Below are 19,668 nucleotides of genomic sequence, written 5' to 3' on the forward strand. Positions count from 1 at the left end.
CCGTGCCCACGCTCATCGACAATACGCGTAAACCCAAAGCCGGCGCGGCGGTCTCGGCCGCCGCGCGGGCCAAGGGCAAGGGACCGGTCGCCGGCCAGCTCTACAAGCCGCGCCAGCAGATCTATCCCAAGCTGGTGCATGGCCGCTGGCGTACCGTGAAGTGGGCGCTGCTCATCTTCACCCTGGCCATCTACTATATCACGCCGTGGATCCGCTGGACGCGGCCCGGCGACCTGCCGGACCAAGCGGTGCTGGTCGATTTCACCGGCCGCCGGTTCTACTTCTTCGACATCCAGCTGTGGCCGCAGGAGGTGTACATCTTCACTGGCCTGATGGTGGCCGGCGCCCTGGCGCTGTTCCTGGTCACGGCCCTGTTCGGCCGCCTGTGGTGCGGCTACGCCTGCCCGCAGACGGTCTGGACCGATCTCTACATCGTTGTCGAGCGCCTGTTCGAAGGCGACCGCAACGCGCGTATGCGCCTCGACGGCCAGGCGCTGTCGTTCGACAAGGCGTGGCGCAAGACGGGCAAGCACCTGACCTGGCTGGGCATCGCCTTCGGCACCGGGGGCGCCTGGATCTTCTACTTCCACGACGCGCCGACCCTGATCCGCACCTTCTGGATAGGGCAGGGGGCGATCACCGCCTATGTGTCCTGCGCGCTGCTGACGGCGACCACCTACGTCTTCGCCGGCTGGATGCGCGAGCAGGTCTGCATCTACATGTGCCCGTGGCCCCGCATCCAGGGCGCCATGCTGGACCAGCATTCCCTGCAGGTTACCTATCTGCGCGACCGCGGCGAGCCGCGCGGCGCGCACAAGAGGGGCCAGACCTGGGAAGGTCGCGGCGACTGCATCGACTGTCACCAGTGCGTGGTCGTCTGCCCGATGGGCATCGACATCCGCGACGGCAGCCAGATGGAGTGCATCAACTGCGGCCTCTGCGTCGACGCCTGCGACGACATCCTCAGCCGGATCGGCCGGCCCACGGGCCTGATCGCCTATGACACCGACGCGGCCGTCGCCGCGCGGGCCTGCGGACAGAAGGCCGTTTACAAGCCGATCCGTTCGCGGACGATTTATTACGCCCTGGCCCTGGCCCTGGTTTCGGGCCTGACCCTGTGGGCGCTGATCGGGCGACCTGATGCCGACCTTCACGTCATCCGCGACCGCAACCCGACCTTCGTCCGCATGCACGATGGCGCGGTGCGCGACGGCTACACCCTGAAGATCGCCAACCGCACCTTCCAGGACCGCACCTTCGACATCGCCTTCGACGGCGTGGCGGGCGCGCGGCTCAGCCAGCCCGGCCATCCGGGCCAGAAGGTCCAGGTGCTTGTTCCCGCCGACCAGGTGGAGGCCGTGCGCGTCTTCGTCACCGCCCCGCCGGACGCCGATCGCGCGTCCAGCGTCCCGGGCCGGTTCATCGCCCGCTCGGGCGAAATCCAGGCCGAAGCCAAGACCGTCTTCCTTTCAGGAGCCGCGAACCCGCGATGACCATCGCCGCAACCTCGACCACGGCCCCCAAGGGGCGGATCACCGGCTGGCACGTGCTGGTCGCCATGGTGCTGTTCTTCGGGCTGATCATCGCGGTGGACGCGCTGTTCATCGTCAAGGCCTACAACAGCTTCTCGGGCCAGGTGGCGTCCAACCCCTACGAGGCGGGGCTGGCCTTCAACCGCACCCTGGCCGAGCGGCGCCGGCAGGAGGCCCTGGGCTGGGCGGCGACGGTGGATACGCCCAGGCCGGGCGTGGTGGTCGTGCGGATGACCGACCAGGCCGGCCAGCCGATCTCGACCCTGTCGATGACCGGCACGCTGGATCGCCCCGCCACCGAAGCTGGCCGTCAGACCCTCAACTTCAAGTCGGTCGGCGACGGCGAATACGAAGCCGCCGCCAGGCTGGACGGGGCTTGGGATCTGAAGGCGGTCGCGCGCAACAGCAAGGACAAGTTCCAGGTCGAAGCCCGTCTGGTGGCGCCATGACCGCCGCCGTCGCCCACCGGGACCTTGAGGCCTTCATCCGCCGCGACGAGGCGGGGAAAGGGCGTCTTGAGCTGCTGGTCACCGGCGCCCGCTGCGCCGCCTGCATCGGCAAGATCGAAAAGGCCGTGCGCGAGATTCCCGGCGTCGACGCCGCGCGGCTCAACCTGACCACGGGCAAGCTGGCGGTCGAGCTGGAAGGGACGTCCACCGACCCCGACCGCGTGGTCGAGACGGTCGAGGGACTGGGCTATCGCGCCTGCCTGTTCGACCCGACCGAGGCGGCCGCCGCGCAGGACCGCGAAGGCCGCGAGCTGGCCATCGCCCTGGGCGTGGCCGGGTTCGGCGCGGGTAACGTGATGATGTTCACCGTCCCCGCCTGGGCCGGTCTGTTCGGCCAGGAGCTGAACGCCCCGACCCTGACGGTGATGTACTGGATGGCCGCTCTCGTCGCGACGCCGTGCGCCCTGTTCGCAGGGCGGCCGTTCTTCCGCTCGGCCTGGGCGTCGCTGAAGCGCGGCAAGGCGAATATGGACGTGCCGATCTCGATTGGCGTGATCCTGACCCTGATCGTCAGCTTCTCCGAGACCATCCTCGGCGGGCAGCACGCCTATTTCGACGCGGCGGTGACGCTGCTGTTCCTGCTGCTGATCGGTCGCTATCTGGACCATCGCCTGCGGGCCAGCGCCCGCTCGGCGGCGCGCGACCTGCTGGCCCTGCAATCGCCGGTGGCCATGCGGCTGCAGGGCGATGTGGAGCGCGGCGTCCCTGTCGCCGAGGTGCGCGTCGGCGACCGTCTGGTGGTCGCGCCGGGCGACCGCGTGCCGGTGGACGGCCAGGTCGAGGCCGGGGTGTCCGAACTGGACAACGCCCTGATCACCGGGGAGACCGCGCTGGCGCCGGTCGGGGTCGGCTCGACGCTACATGCGGGCGCCCTCAACCTCAGCGGCCGGCTGGTCATGACCGCCACGGCGCGCAGCGAGGATTCCACGCTCGCGGCCATCGCCCGTCTGATGGAGGCCGGCACGCAGAGCCGCTCCGCCTATGTGCGTCTGGCCGACAAGGCCGCCGCGCTCTACGTGCCCATCGTGCACACGGCGGCGGCCCTGACCTTTCTGGGCGGGTGGGCTATCGGTCTTGGCCCGCGCGAGGCGCTGCTACGCGCCGCCGCGGTGCTGATCGTCACCTGTCCCTGCGCCCTGGGTCTGGCGGTTCCCGCCGTGCAGGTCGCCGCCAGCAGCCGCCTGTTCCGGCGGGGCGTGCTGGTCAAGTCGGGCGCAGCGCTGGAGCGCCTGTCCGAGGTCGACCACATCGTCTTCGACAAGACCGGCGTGCTGACCGAGGGCAAGCCGCATCTGATCGACGCCCCCAGGCACCTGGTCGCCATGGCCGCGCCCCTGGCCCGCGCCTCGCGTCACCCGCTGGCCCGCGCCTTGGCTTCGGCCGCCGGTGTCGGGCTGGTGGCGCAGGATTGCGTCGAGACGCCGGGGCAGGGGGTCGAGGGGCTGATCGACGGCCGCCTGGCGCGGCTCGGCCGGGCGTCTTTCGTCGGCGTTCCCGCCCGTGACGCGCGCGAGACCGAGCTGTGGTTCGGCTTCGTCGGCGACGTGAAGATTCGCTTCACCTTCGAGGATCAGGCGCGCACCGACGCGGCCACGACCATCGCCGAACTGCGCCGCCTGGGCCTGACCATGGAGATCCTGTCCGGCGACCTGGAGGAACCCGTCGCCCGCATCGCCAGCGAGGCCGGCATCGACGCCTGGCGCGCCGGCCTGACCCCGTTCGAGAAGGCCGAGGCCATCGACCGCCTGAAGGCCGAGGGGCGCAAGGTGCTGATGGTCGGCGACGGCCTCAACGACGCCGCCGCCCTGGCCAAGGCCCACGCCTCCATGGCGCCCGGCGCGGCCGTGGACGCCGCCCAGAACGCCGCCGATCTGGTGTTCACCGGCGAGGAGCTCCGCGCCGTGACCGAGGCGATCCAGGTGTCCCGCACCGCCCGGCGGCGAGCGCTGGAGAACTTCGGCTTCTCGGCGTTCTACAACCTGGTGGCCACGCCGGCCGCCATGTTCGGCCTGATCAACCCGTTCATCGCCGCCCTGGCCATGTCCGGCTCGTCGATCGTCGTGCTGCTCAACGCCGTGCGTCCGGGATGGAGGCGTTCATGAACATCCTGCTGTTTCTCGCGCCCGCTTCCGTGGCCCTCGGGGCCATGGGCCTGGCGGCGTTTCTCTGGACGATGAAGGCCAACCAGTACGACGATCCCAAGGGGGCCGCCGAGCGCGTCCTCTATGATCACCTGGAAGACCTGACCCCGCCGGCCCGGTCGGAGTGATCGCCGATGCAGCGAGCCTCCTCTCCGCCGGGACTGCGCGCCGTGCCCCTGTTCGCGCCGCTGCACGCCCAGGTCCTGTCGGTGCTGGAGGGCGTCGGCGAGACACGGCTGTGCCCCAAGGGCGGCCTGATCGACGACCGGGGCGGTGAGTACCTGATCGTCCTGCTGTCCGGCGCCGTGGCCCAGAGCGTCGAGGACGCGGGGCGGACGGCGATCATCTCGACGGTCGAGGCGGTCAAGGCTCTCAACCTGGCCTGCGTGATGGCTCGCGCCCATTGCGACCTCCGCTGGCGGGCGCTGGAGCCGTGTCTGGTGTTCATCATGCCGGGAAAGGCGTTTCGAGACGCCGTGACCGCCGACGCCGGCCTGGCCACTCGCGCCTATGTGGAGTTGGCGGGCGCCTATCAGCACCTGCTGTCCTCGGCGGCGGACCAGCGGCTGATGTCGGCGCAGAACCGGCTGGTCGGCTACCTGCTGTCGCTGATCCCGGAGCGGACGGGGCGTGCGAGGGCGCGTCTGCCGTACGAGAAGGGGCTGCTGGCCTCCCTGCTTGGCATGACGCCTGAGAACCTTTCCCGCGCCTTTGCGCGTCTTTCCCTGCACGGCGTCTCGGTGCGGGGCGCGGCGGTGAGCGTGGAGGAGGTGGGGTATCTGCGGGACCTGCACCTGGCCGAGCGCGGTCCCCGTCGCACCGGACGTGCGCATCGACCGACCTGATCTCGAAGAAACGAACTGCAAAACGGCTCGGCTTGGTCCACAGATGCGGACTGTCGATTTCGTGGCGTAGAGGACTTCGTGATGACCAGCATCAACCGGCGTGACGTCTTGGCGGGGGGCGTGGTCCTTGGGCTCGGTTTGCCGGCAGCCGCCCACGCGAAAGCGCCGATCCAGCGCGTCTGGCGCTTCGATAATCTGAAGTCCATCGGCGGCGCGTCGGTGCGTGTCGAAGGCGAGCCCAAGCTAGTGGCTGGTCCGTCGGGCAAGGCGATTCAGTTCGACGGCGTGGACGACGCCCTGTTCATCGGCGACCATCCCCTGGCGGGGGCTAAGAACTTCACCTTCGAAGCAGTCTTCCGCCCGGATGGGGGCGTCTTCGAGCAACGCTGGTTCCACCTCGAATCCGATACCAACCCGCCGAGTAAGCCTGGCCTCGGGACGACCCGCATGCTGTTCGAGGTTCGCGTGCTTGAGGACCAGTGGTATCTTGACGCCTTCATGCGAGGGCCTGGCTATAACAAGCCGATGCTGGTTCCGGAGAAGCTGCATCCGGTCGGCCGCTGGCACCATGTGGCCCAGACCTATGACGGGACGATGTACCGGTCTTACGTCAATGCGGTGCTGCAGATGGAAAGCCCCGTTGAATTCTCGCCCCAAGGGCCTGGCACGGCGTCTGTCGGCGTGCGCATGAACCGGGTCCATTATTTCAAAGGCGCCGTCCACTCCGCCCGATTTACACACACGGCTCTGTCGCCCGCGCAATTCAAGGGTGTGATCAGGAGCTAGAGCTCCCGTGCGCCACGGCGTTTGCCGAACGACTGGATCAGATCCTGCGCCTTGATGGCGAATGCGTCGCTACCCCCGTCGCGGCCGAGCAGGGCGCTCAAGGTCGTGGCCGGCGTCTCATGCTGCTCGCAGAGTTCCTCTCCGCGCATGATCGTGAATACCCACGTCAGGTCCGACGAGCGTTGGGCGACATGGATTTCATGCGCCACGTGATCGACGAAGAAGGTGATCGTCCGGTAGGGCAGGATCGGCATCGAGGGTCCGCTCAGGATCGTATGGTCGGTCCCTAACGGGCAATTGCGACAGTTCTTGCAGCCACGGGGAAGTTCGCGGTTCGCCGAACTTCACAATAGATGCACAAAAGCGTCGAGCGGATGTCGTGCTCGGCTCCTATGGCTCCGCCCCGACACGGAGGCAGTTCGCCTCCCTTGAGTTGGGGATCACTCAATGTCCAAGCACACCCTGGCGCGCCGCCTCGGCGCGACGGCCCTCCTGTTCACCACCGCGCTCGTCTCGCCTGCGTTAGCGGCCGACGGCGCCGCTGACGCCGCGGCGCCGTCCACTATCGACGAGATCATCGTCACCGCTCGCGCCGGTTCGGAAGCCCGCACGCGCCTGGACACCAGCTACGCGGTGACCACGGTCAACGAAGAGACCCTGCGCATGCGCGCACCGATGAGCGTGGCCGATGCGCTGAAATCGGTCCCAGGCTTCTGGGTCGAAGCTTCGGGCGGCGAGGCCAGCGCCAACATCCGCGCCCGCGGCATCCCGCAGGAAGGCTTCGCCTCGGTCGCGCTCTATGAAGACGGCGTGCCCGTGCAGCACGATTCCGGTCTCGGCTGGATGAACGCCGACCAGTCGTTCCGCATCGACGAGACGATCCAGCGTATCGAAGTGGTGCGCGGCGGCCCGTCCTCGATCTTCGCGTCCTACGCGCCGGGCGGCACGGTCAACTTCATCAGCCGCAAGGGCGGCGACGTGATGGAAGGGCTGGTGAAGGTCCAGGCCGGCGACTACGGCATGGCCCGCGTGGACGGCTGGGTCGGCGGTCCGATCGGCGACTGGCGCGTTGGCGTCGGCGGCTTCTATCGTGAATCCGACGGCATCCGCGATCCTGGCTACAAGGGCGACAAGGGCGGCCAGATCCGCGTTTCGGTCGGCCGTGATTTCGAGCGCGGCAGCTTCGACTTCAACATCCGCCATATGGATGACAACGCCATCTTCTATACGGGCGTGCCGCTGAAGTTCGACGCCAACGGCAAGCCGAGCGAGGCCCCGGGCTTCGACGCGCTGACCGGCATCTGGATCGGCCCGGAAACCTCCGGCCTGCGTCCGATGGGCCGCAACGGCCAGCCCTTCGACCTGAACGTCAAGAGCGGCACCGACGCCAAGCTGACGGCCTACACCGCCGAGTTCGACTATGAGTTCGCCGAGGGTTGGACCTTCGACAACTCGATGCGCTACCGCACGTCGGAGATCGCCCGTCAGGGTCTGTTCCCGAACACCCCGTTGCTGGGTTCGGCGCGCCTGAGCTCGGTGCGCTCGGCGATCCTGGCCGCCGTTCCGGGCGCGACGGACGTTCAACTGCGCTACGTCACCACCCCGACGCAGATCTTCAACACCACCAACCAGAACGGCAACGCCTTGGTCAGCGACGGCTCGATCCGTCAGGTCTCGGTGACCCTGGACGAGTTCGTCAACGACGCCCGCGTCCTGCACAAGTTCGACTTCGGCGGCCAGACGCACGACGTGGCCCTGGGCTTCTATATCGCCCGCGGCGAGGAGACCTTCGACCGTTACTCGGCCAACACCTTGCTGGACGTCCGTGAGCAGGCCCGCCTGCTGGACATCGTGGCGGTCAACGCCGCCGGCAATGTGCTCTACAAGGCCACCGACAACGGCTTCACCCGCTATGGCGCCGAATTCGCCGATGGCGAGGGCAAGTCCACCACCTACGCCTTCTACCTGTCCGACGAGTGGCAGGTGAACGACAAGCTGCGCATCGACGGCGGCGTCCGTTGGGAGAAGGTGAACTTCAAGGCGACCAGCCAGCGCACCGCCACGGTCAATCTCGGCCTCTCGCCGACCCAGGCCGACGACACCTTCCTGACCGGCTCGGGCGTGTTCGACACCGTGGACCGCAGCTTCGACGACTGGGGCTGGACCCTGGGCGCGGACTATCGACTGGCCGAAGGGCAGGGCGTCTTCGCGCGCTGGACCTCGACCTTCCGCCTGCCGTCGCTGGGCGACTACATCACCAACGCGGCCAACACGTCGCCCTACATCCAGACGATGGATCTGGCCGAGCTGGGCTACAAGCTGTCGATCCCGACGCTCGACCTGTACGCCACAGGCTTCTACACGGCCTACGACTCCTTGAGCTTCGGCGGCCTGCAGTTCGTCAACGGCTCCTACGTGAACCAGACCGTGATCACCGACACCGAGACCCTCGGCGTCGAGATCGAAGGGACCTGGCGTCCGCACCCGATGTTCGACCTGCAGTTCAGCGGCACCTATCAGGACCCGCAGTTCGGCGACTACATCTACTTCGAGACGACCGGCACGGGCACGACGAAGCGCGACTTCACCGGCAACCGCCTGGTCCGCGTCCCCAAGACGTCGGCTCGCCTGACGCCTGGCGTGAACCTGATGGGCGACCGCTTCCGCGCCGAGCTGGACTTCCAGTACTTCGGCGATCGCTTCGGCGACGCGGCCAATACGCAGAAGCTGCCGTCGTACCACCTGTTCAACGCCTCGGTGCGTTTCAACGTCACCGACAAGCTGACGGTCTACGGCTACGGCACCAACCTGACGAACGAGCTGGGCCTGACCGAAGGCAACCCGCGCGCGGGCGCCATCATCAGCAGCGAATCCGGCTCGCTCTACGGCGTCGGCCGTCCCGAGCTCGGCCGCGCCTTCCGCGCCGCCGTCATGTACCGCTTCTAGGGTCTATCCTCCTCCCCCAAGGACCCTCAACTGGGCGGCGGTTCATCGAGCCGCCGCCCTTTCTTTTTCAAAGGCCCGCCATGCGCGCTCTGCTCGTCCTGATGATGTTCCTGTTCGCCGCGCCGGCCTGGGCGGCGGAGCCGGATCTGATCCTGCGCGGCGAACTGACCGGCGCGGACCACGAGACCTACCGCAAGGCGCCGTTCGACGTACCGGCGGGCGTCAGCCGCGTCACGGTGGAGGTCTCCGCCACGGGCAAGGACCGCCGCACGGTGGTCGATCTCGGCGTCATGGACGGCGAGCGGTTCCGCGGCTGGAGCGGCGGAACGCGCACCAAGTTCACCCTGTCGACCGAGGACGCCACGCCCGGCTATCTGCGCGGCCCGATCCGCCCCGGGCGCTGGACCCTGCTGATGGGCCTGCCAAACGTCCGCAAGGACAGCCGCGACACCTACGAGGCTCGGGTCTGGTTCGAGCGGGGCGAGAGCGTCGCGGGCTTCACGGACGCGCCGCTGAAGACAGGCCTGGCCTGGTGGCGTGGCGACCTGCACCTGCATACCGGCCACAGCGACTGCTCGTGCAAGGGCGCGACCGGCGAACGCACGCCGTGTCCCCTGTACAAGACCGTGGAGCGCGCCCAGGGCATGGGGCTCGATTTCATCTCCATCACCGACCACAACACCACCGCCCACTTCGATGGCATGCGCGAGCTGCAGCCGTCGCATCCCGACCTGTTGCTGATGCCGGGACGCGAGATCACCACCTTCCTGGGCCACGCCAACGTCTTTGGGCCGACCCGCTTCATCGACTTCAAACTGGCGCCCGGTGATACGACGGTGGGCGCGCTGCTGGACGACGTGGCCAAGGCCGGCGGCGTCATCTCGATCAACCATCCGGCGCTGCCGTCGGGCGAGGCTTGCATGGGCTGCGGCTGGGTCGCCAAGGACACCGACTTCGACAAGGTCCAGGCCATTGAGGTGGTCAACGGCGGGACCATGAAACAGGTGGGCGACGCCGAAGGCATGTTCTCGGGCGTCACGTACTGGGAGGCGCGGCTGAACGCCGGCTATCGCCTGACCGCCATCGGCGGCAGCGACAACCACGACGCCGACCTGGCTGAAGGCTGGGGCGCGATTGGTCGGCCGGTCACGGTGATCCAGGCCGATGGCCTGTCCACGCCTAGCCTGCTGGCCGGAATTCGGGCGGGGCGGGTGTTCATCGACATGGACGGTGTGAAGACCCGTCGCCTTGACCTGCGGGCCGAGGCCGACGGCGCGACCGCCGTCATGGGCGGGGCGCTGAAGGCGAGGGCGGGGCGCAAGGTGCGCTTCATCGTGGACGTCGCCGGCGTCGAGAACGCGCGGATCGAGGTGGTCGCCGACGGGGTGAAGGCGACGGGCGAAGCGAGCTTCGACCGGACCTTCGCCAAGGGGCGCCACTGGGTTCGCGTGAATGTCCGCGCGGCGGACGGCCGCCTGCTGCTGATCGGCAATCCGATCTACGTGGATGCGGCCTAGGCGGCGCCCGCCAGGAAGCCGTCCTCGGCCAGCAGCAGGGACATAATCTCGGCCGGGGGCTTGGGCGGGCTGATCAGGTAGCCCTGGATCTCGCGGCAGCCCTGGCGGCGCAGTTCGTCGAACTGCTCGGCGGTCTCCACGCCCTCGGCGGTGGTGACGATGCCCAGGCGCTCGCCCAGGTCCGCCACGGCGCGGATGATGGCCAGGGCGTCCGCGTCGCGCGGAATGTCGCGCACGAAGGTCTGGTCGATCTTGATCTTGTCGAACGGGAAGCTGCGCAGATAGCTCAGCGACGAATAGCCGGTCCCGAAGTCGTCCATCGAGATGCGCACGCCCAGCTTTCGCAGGTCATGCAGCAGGTCCAGGTTGGCGGCGTTGTCGGCCAGCAGGACGGACTCGGTGATCTCCAGCTGCAGCCGCTGGGGCGACAGGCCGGACGCGTCCAGAGCGCCCTTCACGGTGTCCAGCAGGCGGCGGTCGCGAAACTGGATCGGCGACAGGTTGACCGCCAGGCTCACGCCTTGCGGCCAGCGCGCGGCCTCGGCGCAGGCGCGGCGCAGGACCCACTCGCCCATCGGCAGGATCAGGCCGATCTCTTCGGCCAGGGGGATGAAGTCGCCCGGCGAGACCAGGCCGCGTTCAGGGTGACGCCAGCGCAGCAGCGCCTCGCACCCGGTCACCCGCTCGTGCTCCAGATCATAGAGCGGCTGGTAGAACAGCTCGAACTGACCCAGCTCCAGCGCCTCGCGCAGGTCCAGCTCCAGCCGGCGGCGGCTCTGCAGCAGCTCGTCCATGGCCGGCTCGAAGAAGTGATAGCCGCGGCGGCCGTCACCCTTCACCCGGTACATGGCCATGTCGGCCTTCTTCAGCAGCTCGTCCGGATCGCGGCCGTCCAGCGGGGCCAGGGCGACGCCGACGCTGGCGCTGGCCACGACGTTGTGGCCCTGCAGGTCCAGGGGTGTGTTCATGGTCGCCACGACCCGCGCGGCCAGGTGGCGGGCGTCGTCGGGGCTGGTGAGGCCGTTCTGAACGATGGCGAACTCGTCGCCGCCCATGCGAGCCACCGTGTCGCCCTCGCGCACGCAGGAGCGCAGGCGCTGGGCCGCGGCGCGCAGCAGTTCATCGCCGACGGCGTGACCCAGGGTGTCGTTGACCGTCTTGAAGCGGTCCAGGTCGATCAGCAGCACCGCCACGTCGCCGTCGGCGCGCGCGGCGCGGGCCAGGGCCTCGCGCAGCTGCTTGTGGAACAGCACCCGGTTGGGCAGGCCGGTGAGGGGGTCATAGTGCGCCAACTGCACGAACGCGCGGTTGGCGGCGTGCAGCAGGGCCATGACCGTGCCGACGCCCAGGTACTTGCTGTTCTCCTGAACGATGAAGCCGCGCAGCAGCTCCGACGGCCGGTCGGACAGCGCCTCGGTGGTGAACTGGGCCAGCGGCAGGTTTGCGTCCACCATGATCGGCGCGCTGTCCATCAGGCGCTTGATCGGGCGTTCGCCATAGATGGCGCGGCCGTATTCGGCGGCCATCTTCAGGAAGAAGTCGTTACGCTCCAGAAGCCCGACTGGGCGGCCGTCGGCATCGACCACGGGCAGGATCAGCAGGTCCGGCTCGCTGCGAAAGCGATCATAGACGTGCTTGCCCAACTCCCCGGGGGCGACAGGGGCGGCCGGTTCGGCGATCTCGCGCAGGGTCGGCATGCGGCGGCGTGACTCTGAAACTCCAGACGTCGCGCAGGGAGCCGATTTTCGCCTAATAACTCGCTAACTCGGAGGCGTAAACTCCTTATTTCACAAAGGTTTCGCAATAACATCGCAATCAATAACCGAAGTTAGCCATGACCTGTGCCAAAGCGGAGCGGAACGTTGCTGTTCCGCTCCGAAGGCTGTCATTCACGACCCGGCTGGCAGGGCATAGGCGATCACCGCGTCGCCGATCGGCGTCTCCATGAAGTGGTGCCCGCCGGCCATGATGACCAGGTACTGCCGGCCGCCGAACTCATAGGTCATGGGCGTCGCCTGGCCGCCGGCGGGAAGGACGTCTTTCCACACCGTCTTGCCGGTCTTCAAGTCGATGGCTCGGATCAGGTCGTCCGTCGCGGCGGCGATGAAGATCAGCCCGCCGGCCGTGACCACCGCGCCGCCGTTGTTCGGCGTGCCGATCTCGAACGGCATGTGCGAGGCGATGCCGAACGGACCGTTCTTGCGCGCCGTGCCGAACGGGCGGTCCCACAGGGTCTTGCCGCTGGCCAGGTCGATGGCGCGGATGCCGCCATAGGGAGGCTCCTTGCACAGCAGTCCGGTGAGGGGCAGACGCCAGCCGGCGTTCACATCGACGCCATAGGGCGTGCCGGCCTGGGGATCGCCGGCGCCCTCCGCGCCGGCCTTCATGCCGCCGCCGCGAGCCTGGCCGCGCGGAGCCCAGCCCTTGCGGTCTGCCTCGGCCCGGGGGACCAGGCGGTTGTAGTTGGGCATGTCGTTATAGTTGGCGACGATGATCCCGCGCTGGGAATCCACCGCCACGCCGCCCCAGTCGGAGCCGCCGTTGTAGCCGGGGTATTCCACCGAGCGCTGGGCGCTGGTCGGCGGGGTGTAGAAGCCGTCGTACTTGGCCCGCTTGAACTGGATGCGGCAGATCATCTGGTCGATGGGCGACATGCCCCACATCGACCGCTCCGTCAGGTCCGGCTTGCGCAGGGTGTGGTACAGCGAGACCGGCTGGGTGCGCGAGCGCTGCTCCGGCTCCACGCCGCCCTGCGGAACAGGACGCTCCTGCACCGGCGTCAGCGGACGGCCGGTGCGCCGATCCAGCACATAGATGTCGCCCTGCTTGCTGGGCAGCACGATGGCTGGGACCGGGCCGTTGGGGGTGGGGAAGTCCACCAGCGTGCCCTGCGAGCCCAGGTCATAGTCCCAGACGTCCTTGTGTACCGTCTGGAACGACCAGGACGGCTTGCCGGTGGTCACGTCCAGGGCGACCAGGGCGGTGGAGTACTGGTTCTCCGCCTCCGAGCGCAGGCTGCTCCAGTAGTCGACCGCCGAATTGCCCATGGGCAGGTAGACCAGGCCCAGGGCCTCGTCGCCGGATGCGGTGGTCCACATGTTCGGCGTGCCGCGGGTCCAGGTCTGGCCCGGCGGGGGATAGCCGGTCAGGTCCGGGCGGGTCATGTCCCAGCCCCAACGCAGGGTCCCTGTCACGGCGTCGAAGCCCTGGATGACGCCCGACGGCGCCGCCCGCATCTGGCCGTCCAGCACCTGGTGGCCAGTGACGATGACGCCGCGCACGATGGTCGGCGGCGAGGTGATCGACACCATGCCCGGGGCGGCCTCGCCCATGCCGATCTTGATGTCCACCTGGCCGTTCTGGCCGAAGCCGGGACAGGGGACGCCGGTCTTGGCGTCCACCGCGATCAGCCGGCCGTCCAGGGTGCCCTCGACGATCCGCGTGGCGCATTGAGCCGCCGGGTCGGCGCCGGGGACGGCGTAGTAGGTCACGCCCCGGCAGGCGGCGGTGTAGGGGATCGCCTCGTCCGCGACCTTGGGGTCATAGCGCCAGCGTTGCTTGCCCGTGGCGGGGTCCAGCGACATCAGGATGTTCTTGGCCGAGCACAGGTACAGGCTGTCGCCGATTTTCAGCGGCGTGGTCTCGGCGCCGTACTTGCCCTTGGCCGCCTCGCTGGGCATGTCGCCGGTGTTGTAGGTCCAGGCCCGCTCCAGCTTGCCGACGTTCTCGGCGTTGATCTGGGTGAGGGGCGAGAAGCGCCGCGCGCCATGCGTGCCGCCGTAGGCCGGCCAGTCCTGGCCCACGCTCATCAGGGACGGCTCGGTCATGGCCATGCGGGCGTCGGGCAAGGCCTCCGGCCGCATCGGCCGATCCGTAATGCCGACGGTGATCCAGCCGATCGCGCCGATCACGACAAAGCCCGCGAACCCGCCCAGCGCGGTGCGCCGCGCCAGACGCGACCGGGTTAGCAGCGGCGTGGCCGCGAAGGCGAGCACCAGCAGGACAGAGGGGGCGATGACGCGCGGGACCAGCGGCCAGCCGCGCAGGCCGACTTCCCAAAGGGCCCAGATCACCGTGGCGACGAAGACGCCGGCATAGATCCAGACGCCGGTCACTCGTCGCAGGAACAGCAGGCCGCCGGACGCCAGAAGTCCCATCCCGGCCAGGAGATAGTAGGGAGAGCCGCCCAGCGTTAGCAGCCACAGACCGCCGACCGTCAGCACCGCACCGATCAGGGCGAAGACAACGCCGAGCGCCTGCGCCGCCCACGGCGCAGGTCCCAGGTCGTTTCGTTCGAAAGCCATCTCCAACCCTCCCGTCGCCAAGCTTCAGGGAGTTAAACTGGAGAGCGGCCGTGCTTGTTCCGGATCAGTCGATCCGGTGGACCCAGCCGTGGGTGTCCTCGGCCTTGCCGCGCTGGATGTCGCTCAGGGCTTGGCGCAGGCTTTCAGTCTGGGCGCCCGAGCCGCCGTTGCCGATGGTGAAGTCGCCGTTGGCCGACTTCACCTGGCCGATGGGCGTCAGCACCGCCGCCGTGCCGCAGGCGAAGGTCTCGCGCAGCTTGCCGCTGGCGGCGTCGGCGCGCCACTGGTCGATGGAGTAGGGCTCCTCGCGCACGGTCAGGCCGCGCTCCCGGGCCAGGGTGATCACCAACTCGCGGGTGATGCCTTCCAAGATCGTGCCGCCCTTGGGCGGGGTCAGCATGGAGCCGTCCTCGAACACAAAGAACACGTTCATGCCGCCCAGCTCCTCGATCCAGCGGCGCTCGGCCGCGTCGAGGAACACCACCTGGTCGCAGCCGTGGTCATAGGCCTCGGCCTGGGCGATCAGGCTGCCGGCGTAGTTGCCGCCGCACTTGGCCGCGCCGGTGCCGCCCGGAGCAGCGCGCGTGTAGTCCTGCGACACCCAGACCGAAACGGCGGGGGCCTTGTTCTTGAAGTACGCGCCTACAGACGAGGCGATGACCATGAACAGGTATTCGTGCGCCGGACGCACGCCCAGGAACGTCTCGTTGGCGAACATGAAGGGCCGAAGGTAGAGGCTGCCTTCGCCGTCCGGGATCCAGGCGCGGTCGATGTCGACGAGGCGGTCTATGGCCTCGATGAACAGGCTTTCCGGAAGCTCCGGCATGGCCATGCGCTGGGCCGAACGGTTGAAACGCTTGGCGTTCTCTTCCGGACGGAACAGCACCGCGCCGCCGTCGGGCGCGCGATAGGCCTTCATGCCTTCGAAGATCGTCTGGGCGTAGTGCAGCACGGCGGCGGCGGGATCGAGCGAGATCGCCGCGCGCGGTTCGACCTTGGCGTCGTGCCAGCCTTTGTCGAGCGACCAACGGATGGTCACCATGTGGTCGGTGAACACCTTGCCGAATCCGGGATCGGCCAGCAGGGCGGCGCGATCGGCGTCAGAGGTGGGATCGGCCCGGCGCTGGACAGAGAAAGCGGGCGTGGGTCGGTTCAACATGGTCGTCTCCGGATCGAAGGACTAGGCAATGGCGCCGACGCAGCCGTGCATCAAGCGTCGGCTTTGCATGAATGCCGTTTGTCGGCCTCGGCGAACGTCGTGCAACTGGCTCATCAGCAGCATGCCCCGGGCGTCGAAAGCCCGCAGTTGCAGGGTCTCGGCCAGGGGGGAGCCCTCCGCCGTCTCGTCGAAGATCAGGTCGCGCAGCGGATGCATCGGCGCGCGCCCGTCGAGGCCGCGCAGCAGCGCCTTGGCCAGGCCGGCGTGCGGCGAGGAGAACGCCGTGGCCTCCAGCCGGACGGTGTGAGCGGCCAGGCCTTCACGCGTCAGCGTCTCGGCGAAGGCGGCGGCCGCCTTCGCGGCGGCGGTGGTTGAGACAGGGTGGAGCAGGTTCATGGATCAGGTTCCTTTTCTGGTTGGAACCGACCGACCGCACGACAAAAAACCCCGCGGAGCATGTGCTCTGCGGGGTTCCGGATCTTGCGATCTGGTCGGCGGTCTTAAGACGCGCTCGTTCGCCCCACAGGTGCAGGAATAATTACTACGGCGAGGGCGGTTACGGAGGCGCACGAAGTCGTAACCTGGGCGGTGAAGCCAAGGGCGCGGACTGCGGCGATGTCGAGCGCGTTGCGCATTTCGACGGACGTCTCCGAAAGAGCGGCTCTTCAATGGCCCTGTTTCGGGCCGCAGGCAACCCCCCGCGGCCCGAGGCCGGGAACTCAGTTCGCCTTGGACTCCAGGGCCGCGCCGCCGAAGCGGATCGGGCTGTTGTACTCGCGCGCCTTGACCGCGACGTAATCGGCGAAGGCTTCCTGGGTCTTCAGCACCGCGCCTTCGCTCCAGCCGGCGGCGAGCAGGTACTCGTACCGGTCGTCCGACGTGCGCGGCATCTTGAACAGGTGGTTGCCCTGCCGCTCTGGGCTGAAGACGTAGGTCGCCTTGGCGGCGTCCTTCACCACCAGGGCCGTGCCCGCGTATTCGACCATCAGGTCGGTCTGGAAGCTTTCGCGGTCGTCCGGATTTCGGATCGCCTCGGGCGCGGCGGTGATGACGGTCCCGCCTTTTTGCACCAGGAACTTCTCGTTCGGACGCTTGCGGACGCCGACGCCGAGGGCGGCGCCAGGGGTCTTGCTGTCGAACTGGTCGATCTTCACTCGCGCGGTGGTGAAGTTCTCGCCGGCATAGGCGGTGTATTCCTGCGACAGGGCGTAGCGGCCGTGGCCGGTGTCCCAGTTCATGGTCTTGATGCGGATGATACTGCGCGCCGGGCCGTTGGTGACCACCTCGAAGGCGAAGCGCGTGTCGGTCCCGGAGCCAGCGTTGAAGCGGGTCTTGCCCAGGTGCTTGGGCGTGAAGCGGGGGCGGGAGACCGCCTTGGGATCAGCCGGATCGTCGAACATCGCGACCCCGCCGCCGCCCATGGAGTCGGCCACGTCCATGATGTCCGAGCCCAGTCCCTGATCGACCTGGCCGACGCCGTAACCGTCCATGTTCTCCATGTAGAGCCGGCGCGACATCAGCTGCGGCGTGCGCTTGCCATAGACGTCGATGTCGGTGGGATACCAGAGCTTCCAGCCGACGTTCTCGGACTCCCAGAACGGCACCTGGTGGCGCATGTAGCTGCCGATGTTGGCGTGGGTGGCGTGGGCGTTCCAGCCCCGGTCCTGGTGGCCCAGATAGATGTAGACCGTGCGGATCTCCTTGGCCTTCAGGTCGGTCATGAAGAACAGCTCGTCCCACAGGCCGTCCTTGTCGAGGTCGTCGAACTGGTAGTGGACCCAGCGCCCGTTGGTCTCGGCGCGGATCTCATGCCCGCCTTGCACCGCCAGGTGCGCGACCGACGGCTGAGGCCGGCCTTGCAGGGTCGGATCGACCACGGTGTAGGACAGCTCATGCAGGTCCGGCAGGATCCCGGCCAATTGCTGGCGGGTGATGATCACTGGGTTGTTCTTGCGGTCCACGTCCAGGTCATTGACCAGCTTGATCGCCACGCGCTGCACGGGAGACCAGTCGCCCTGGACGTACCAGGGGGTCTGGGCGCTCGCGCCCTGGGTGAAGGCGAGGCCCGCGGTGAGGGCGGCGAGGGAGGTGAGGGCGCGGATCTTCATCGGCTCGTCTCCAGGTGCTGGATCAGGATGCTCATGTTGCGGATGTAGGTCCCGGTAGAGATGCCCATCGGTCCGGTGGGCTCGGTGAAGGGCGACGTGTCCCAGGCGTCGCCCACCTGACCGCGGTCCTTGAAGCCAGGCGGGGGCGCCGCCGGGCCGTCGCCGCGGTAAGGATGGCTGGTGGTCTTCAGCTCCGTGGGCCAGTAGCCCTCGGCGTTGAGGCCGGCGATCAGCTCCGCCGTCCGACGGTCGTCCGACGCGCGGGTGGTGGAGGTGTCCATGTTGAGGTCCGAGCCGACGATGTCGTCGGTGACCCAGAAGCGGGGCAGGGGACGAAGCGCCTTGGCTTTCAAGATTGAGTTCTTGGTCGCCTCGGCCGGCGGGGTGGCGACCAGCTTGCGATAGCGCGCCCACAGCGCCTTGGTGTTGGGGTTGCGCTGGCCCATCTCGTCGCCCTTGGCAGGGCCGACATAGTACTCGCCGTTCTGGGCGTTCGATCCGCGCCGATGCACGTAGATCGGCTTGTTGGTCTCGGGATCGTAGTGGGTGAAGTGGGTCCGCCCGTCCTTGGTGTGCTTGGCCTTGGGCAGTTCGATGCTGTCCAGCCAGGTCAGGGCTTCCGGGATGCGGGCCAGGTATTTGGTCTCCCCGGTCAGCTCATAGAAATCCATCAGATTGCTGACGTTTGCCGCCGTGGTGTGGGTGGCGATCGAGCGTGGCTCATAGGTCCGCGCGCCGGCCGGCTTCAGGTCCACCGTGTATTGCAGCGACCAGCCCGGGGTCGGCTGGCCATGCTGGCTAGCCACCACCACGTTCATCGCGCGGTTCAGCGGGTCCAGCACCCGGCTGTCGCCTAGGGTCTGATAGACCATCAGCAGGAAGCCGACATTCTCGGTCAGCACCTCGTCGTTGAAGGTCACGTAGCCGGTATAGTCGGGCTTGCCGTGATTGCTGAACTCGCCGGCGCGGGGATAACGCTGCGGCCATCCGCCATTCGGATACTGGCTTTCCAGCACGAAGCCGATGGCCTTCTCCAGCGCCGGACGCCAGCGGGGATCGTGCTTCTCCAGGTACAGCCGCAGCAGCAGCTTGCCGGACTCGATGGTGGCGTGGTCATCGAAGGTGGCGTTGCCGTAGTAGTGCTGGAATTCCTCGAGCCGCCAGCCGTTCTTGCCGATGGTCTCGTACCAGTCGCGCATCGACGCCTCGCCGCCGAAGTCGATGATGTAGTTCCAGCCGCCGGTAGGGTGCTGGCCGTAGATCAGCGCCTCGGCCGTCTGCTCGGCCGCGGCGTAGTAAGTCTCGTCTCCGGTGGCGTGATAGGCGTCTAGGAACAGCTGCCCCATCTCGGGCGTGCCCGGGGCCTGGGTCCAGATCATGCTCGGCTTGGCTTCCATCTCGCCCCAGCGGCGCGAGAAGTCGGGAAGGTAGGACCAGACATAGCCGCCGTTGGTCGCCACCTTGTCGGTCATGAAGGCGGTCGCGCGCTTCATGGCGGCGGTCACTTGGGCGCGGGTCGGGGCGGCGGCCGGACCCTGGACCTGAGCTTGGGAAAGGGCCGTTCCGGCCAGCAGCAGGGCAAGCGTCGCCCCCGCCGCAAAACTGCGTCGCAACATGGTCGTTCTCCTCCATGACCGCGCTTTTTCGCGGTCCCTCCCGGCCACTCAGATCCCAGCAGAGCAAGGGGAGCGGAGGCCGCTTTCGGTCAGAGAACCTGTGATCCCGACCGACGGTCAAGCAAATAATGACACCGGTAACATTGCCTCACAAAAAGCGGCGCCCTAGGCTTGGTACCGGTACCTTTCCCGAGAACCGGGTTAT

At 68.0% G+C, this 19,668-nt stretch carries 15 protein-coding genes; 8 read left to right on the forward strand and 7 right to left on the reverse strand.

Annotation, left to right across the window (positions count from 1 at the left end):
* Window positions 1–2 precede the first annotated feature (2 nt).
* From ccoG to ABOZ73_RS17770, 6 genes are all read left to right on the forward strand, one after another.
* Complete coding sequence (ccoG, locus tag ABOZ73_RS17745) at window positions 3–1,493, forward strand: cytochrome c oxidase accessory protein CcoG (RefSeq protein ID WP_369059426.1); 1,491 nt, start codon at window positions 3–5, stop codon at window positions 1,491–1,493.
* Window positions 1,490–1,981: a FixH family protein gene (locus ABOZ73_RS17750; protein ID WP_369059427.1), complete on the forward strand. Its 492-nt coding sequence runs from the start codon at window positions 1,490–1,492 to the stop codon at window positions 1,979–1,981. The genes ccoG and ABOZ73_RS17750 overlap by 4 nt, the downstream gene beginning before the upstream one ends.
* Window positions 1,978–4,143: a heavy metal translocating P-type ATPase gene (locus ABOZ73_RS17755; RefSeq protein ID WP_369059428.1), complete on the forward strand. Its 2,166-nt coding sequence runs from the start codon at window positions 1,978–1,980 to the stop codon at window positions 4,141–4,143. Before ABOZ73_RS17750 ends, ABOZ73_RS17755 begins: the two co-directional genes overlap by 4 nt.
* A complete protein-coding gene (gene ccoS / locus ABOZ73_RS17760; protein WP_369059429.1) occupies window positions 4,140–4,310 on the forward strand; it encodes a cbb3-type cytochrome oxidase assembly protein CcoS in 171 nt (56 codons plus the stop codon). Before ABOZ73_RS17755 ends, ccoS begins: the two co-directional genes overlap by 4 nt.
* A 6-nt stretch (window positions 4,311–4,316) precedes the next feature.
* Window positions 4,317–5,027 carry a helix-turn-helix domain-containing protein gene (locus ABOZ73_RS17765; protein WP_369059430.1) on the forward strand — a complete coding sequence of 237 codons (711 nt, stop codon included), beginning with the start codon at window positions 4,317–4,319 and terminating at the stop codon, window positions 5,025–5,027.
* Window positions 5,028–5,108: 81 nt separating this feature from the next.
* Entirely contained in the window at window positions 5,109–5,813 is a 705-nt protein-coding gene (locus ABOZ73_RS17770) for a LamG domain-containing protein (protein WP_369059431.1), read from the forward strand.
* Here ABOZ73_RS17770 and ABOZ73_RS17775 read toward each other — a convergent pair.
* Window positions 5,810–6,067 carry a hypothetical protein gene (locus ABOZ73_RS17775; RefSeq protein ID WP_369059432.1) on the reverse strand — a complete coding sequence of 86 codons (258 nt, stop codon included), beginning with the start codon at window positions 6,065–6,067 and terminating at the stop codon, window positions 5,810–5,812. The two genes, ABOZ73_RS17770 and ABOZ73_RS17775, sit on opposite strands and share 4 nt — an antisense overlap.
* Window positions 6,068–6,260: 193 nt before the next feature.
* On the opposite strand from ABOZ73_RS17775, the gene ABOZ73_RS17780 reads away from it, so the two are divergent.
* Both ABOZ73_RS17780 and ABOZ73_RS17785 read left to right on the forward strand, forming a co-directional pair.
* A complete protein-coding gene (locus ABOZ73_RS17780; protein ID WP_369059433.1) occupies window positions 6,261–8,759 on the forward strand; it encodes a TonB-dependent receptor in 2,499 nt (832 codons plus the stop codon).
* Between the two features lie 80 nt (window positions 8,760–8,839).
* Window positions 8,840–10,276 carry a CehA/McbA family metallohydrolase gene (locus ABOZ73_RS17785; protein ID WP_369059434.1) on the forward strand — a complete coding sequence of 479 codons (1,437 nt, stop codon included), beginning with the start codon at window positions 8,840–8,842 and terminating at the stop codon, window positions 10,274–10,276.
* Here ABOZ73_RS17785 and ABOZ73_RS17790 read toward each other — a convergent pair.
* From ABOZ73_RS17790 to ABOZ73_RS17815, 6 genes are all read right to left on the reverse strand, one after another.
* Entirely contained in the window at window positions 10,273–11,973 is a 1,701-nt protein-coding gene (locus ABOZ73_RS17790) for an EAL domain-containing protein (RefSeq protein WP_369059435.1), read from the reverse strand. The genes ABOZ73_RS17785 and ABOZ73_RS17790 overlap by 4 nt on opposite strands.
* Before the next feature lie 192 nt (window positions 11,974–12,165).
* The gene (locus tag ABOZ73_RS17795) at window positions 12,166–14,580 is read right to left on the reverse strand and encodes a membrane-bound PQQ-dependent dehydrogenase, glucose/quinate/shikimate family (RefSeq protein ID WP_369059436.1); all 2,415 of its coding nucleotides are present in this window, start codon (window positions 14,578–14,580) and stop codon (window positions 12,166–12,168) included.
* A 64-nt stretch (window positions 14,581–14,644) separates the two neighbouring features.
* Entirely contained in the window at window positions 14,645–15,739 is a 1,095-nt protein-coding gene (locus ABOZ73_RS17800; RefSeq protein ID WP_369059437.1) for a branched-chain amino acid aminotransferase, read from the reverse strand.
* A 21-nt stretch (window positions 15,740–15,760) separates the two neighbouring features.
* Complete coding sequence (locus ABOZ73_RS17805) at window positions 15,761–16,135, reverse strand: hypothetical protein (protein WP_369059438.1); 375 nt, start codon at window positions 16,133–16,135, stop codon at window positions 15,761–15,763.
* Between the two features lie 323 nt (window positions 16,136–16,458).
* Complete coding sequence (locus ABOZ73_RS17810; protein WP_369059439.1) at window positions 16,459–17,847, reverse strand: DUF4861 family protein; 1,389 nt, start codon at window positions 17,845–17,847, stop codon at window positions 16,459–16,461.
* Window positions 17,844–19,463, reverse strand: coding sequence for a pectate lyase (locus tag ABOZ73_RS17815; RefSeq protein ID WP_369059440.1), 1,620 nt, complete (start codon window positions 19,461–19,463; stop codon window positions 17,844–17,846). Before ABOZ73_RS17815 ends, ABOZ73_RS17810 begins: the two co-directional genes overlap by 4 nt.
* Window positions 19,464–19,668 lie beyond the last annotated feature (205 nt).

The organism is Caulobacter sp. 73W (assembly GCF_041021955.1).
Taxonomy (GTDB): domain Bacteria; phylum Pseudomonadota; class Alphaproteobacteria; order Caulobacterales; family Caulobacteraceae; genus Caulobacter.

Coding starts and splice junctions, on each gene's coding strand:
- ABOZ73_RS17800 (WP_369059437.1), bottom strand. CDS start 15,739: ATGTTGAACCGACCCACGCCCGCTTTCTCTGTCCAGCGCCGGGCCGAT.
- ABOZ73_RS17815 (WP_369059440.1), bottom strand. CDS start 19,463: ATGTTGCGACGCAGTTTTGCGGCGGGGGCGACGCTTGCCCTGCTGCTG.
- ccoS (WP_369059429.1), top strand. CDS start 4,140: ATGAACATCCTGCTGTTTCTCGCGCCCGCTTCCGTGGCCCTCGGGGCC.
- ABOZ73_RS17755 (WP_369059428.1), top strand. CDS start 1,978: ATGACCGCCGCCGTCGCCCACCGGGACCTTGAGGCCTTCATCCGCCGC.
- ABOZ73_RS17795 (WP_369059436.1), bottom strand. CDS start 14,580: ATGGCTTTCGAACGAAACGACCTGGGACCTGCGCCGTGGGCGGCGCAG.
- ABOZ73_RS17770 (WP_369059431.1), top strand. CDS start 5,109: ATGACCAGCATCAACCGGCGTGACGTCTTGGCGGGGGGCGTGGTCCTT.
- ABOZ73_RS17750 (WP_369059427.1), top strand. CDS start 1,490: ATGACCATCGCCGCAACCTCGACCACGGCCCCCAAGGGGCGGATCACC.
- ABOZ73_RS17775 (WP_369059432.1), bottom strand. CDS start 6,067: ATGCCGATCCTGCCCTACCGGACGATCACCTTCTTCGTCGATCACGTG.
- ABOZ73_RS17765 (WP_369059430.1), top strand. CDS start 4,317: ATGCAGCGAGCCTCCTCTCCGCCGGGACTGCGCGCCGTGCCCCTGTTC.
- ABOZ73_RS17790 (WP_369059435.1), bottom strand. CDS start 11,973: ATGCCGACCCTGCGCGAGATCGCCGAACCGGCCGCCCCTGTCGCCCCC.
- ABOZ73_RS17785 (WP_369059434.1), top strand. CDS start 8,840: ATGCGCGCTCTGCTCGTCCTGATGATGTTCCTGTTCGCCGCGCCGGCC.
- ABOZ73_RS17805 (WP_369059438.1), bottom strand. CDS start 16,135: ATGAACCTGCTCCACCCTGTCTCAACCACCGCCGCCGCGAAGGCGGCC.
- ABOZ73_RS17810 (WP_369059439.1), bottom strand. CDS start 17,847: ATGAAGATCCGCGCCCTCACCTCCCTCGCCGCCCTCACCGCGGGCCTC.
- ABOZ73_RS17780 (WP_369059433.1), top strand. CDS start 6,261: ATGTCCAAGCACACCCTGGCGCGCCGCCTCGGCGCGACGGCCCTCCTG.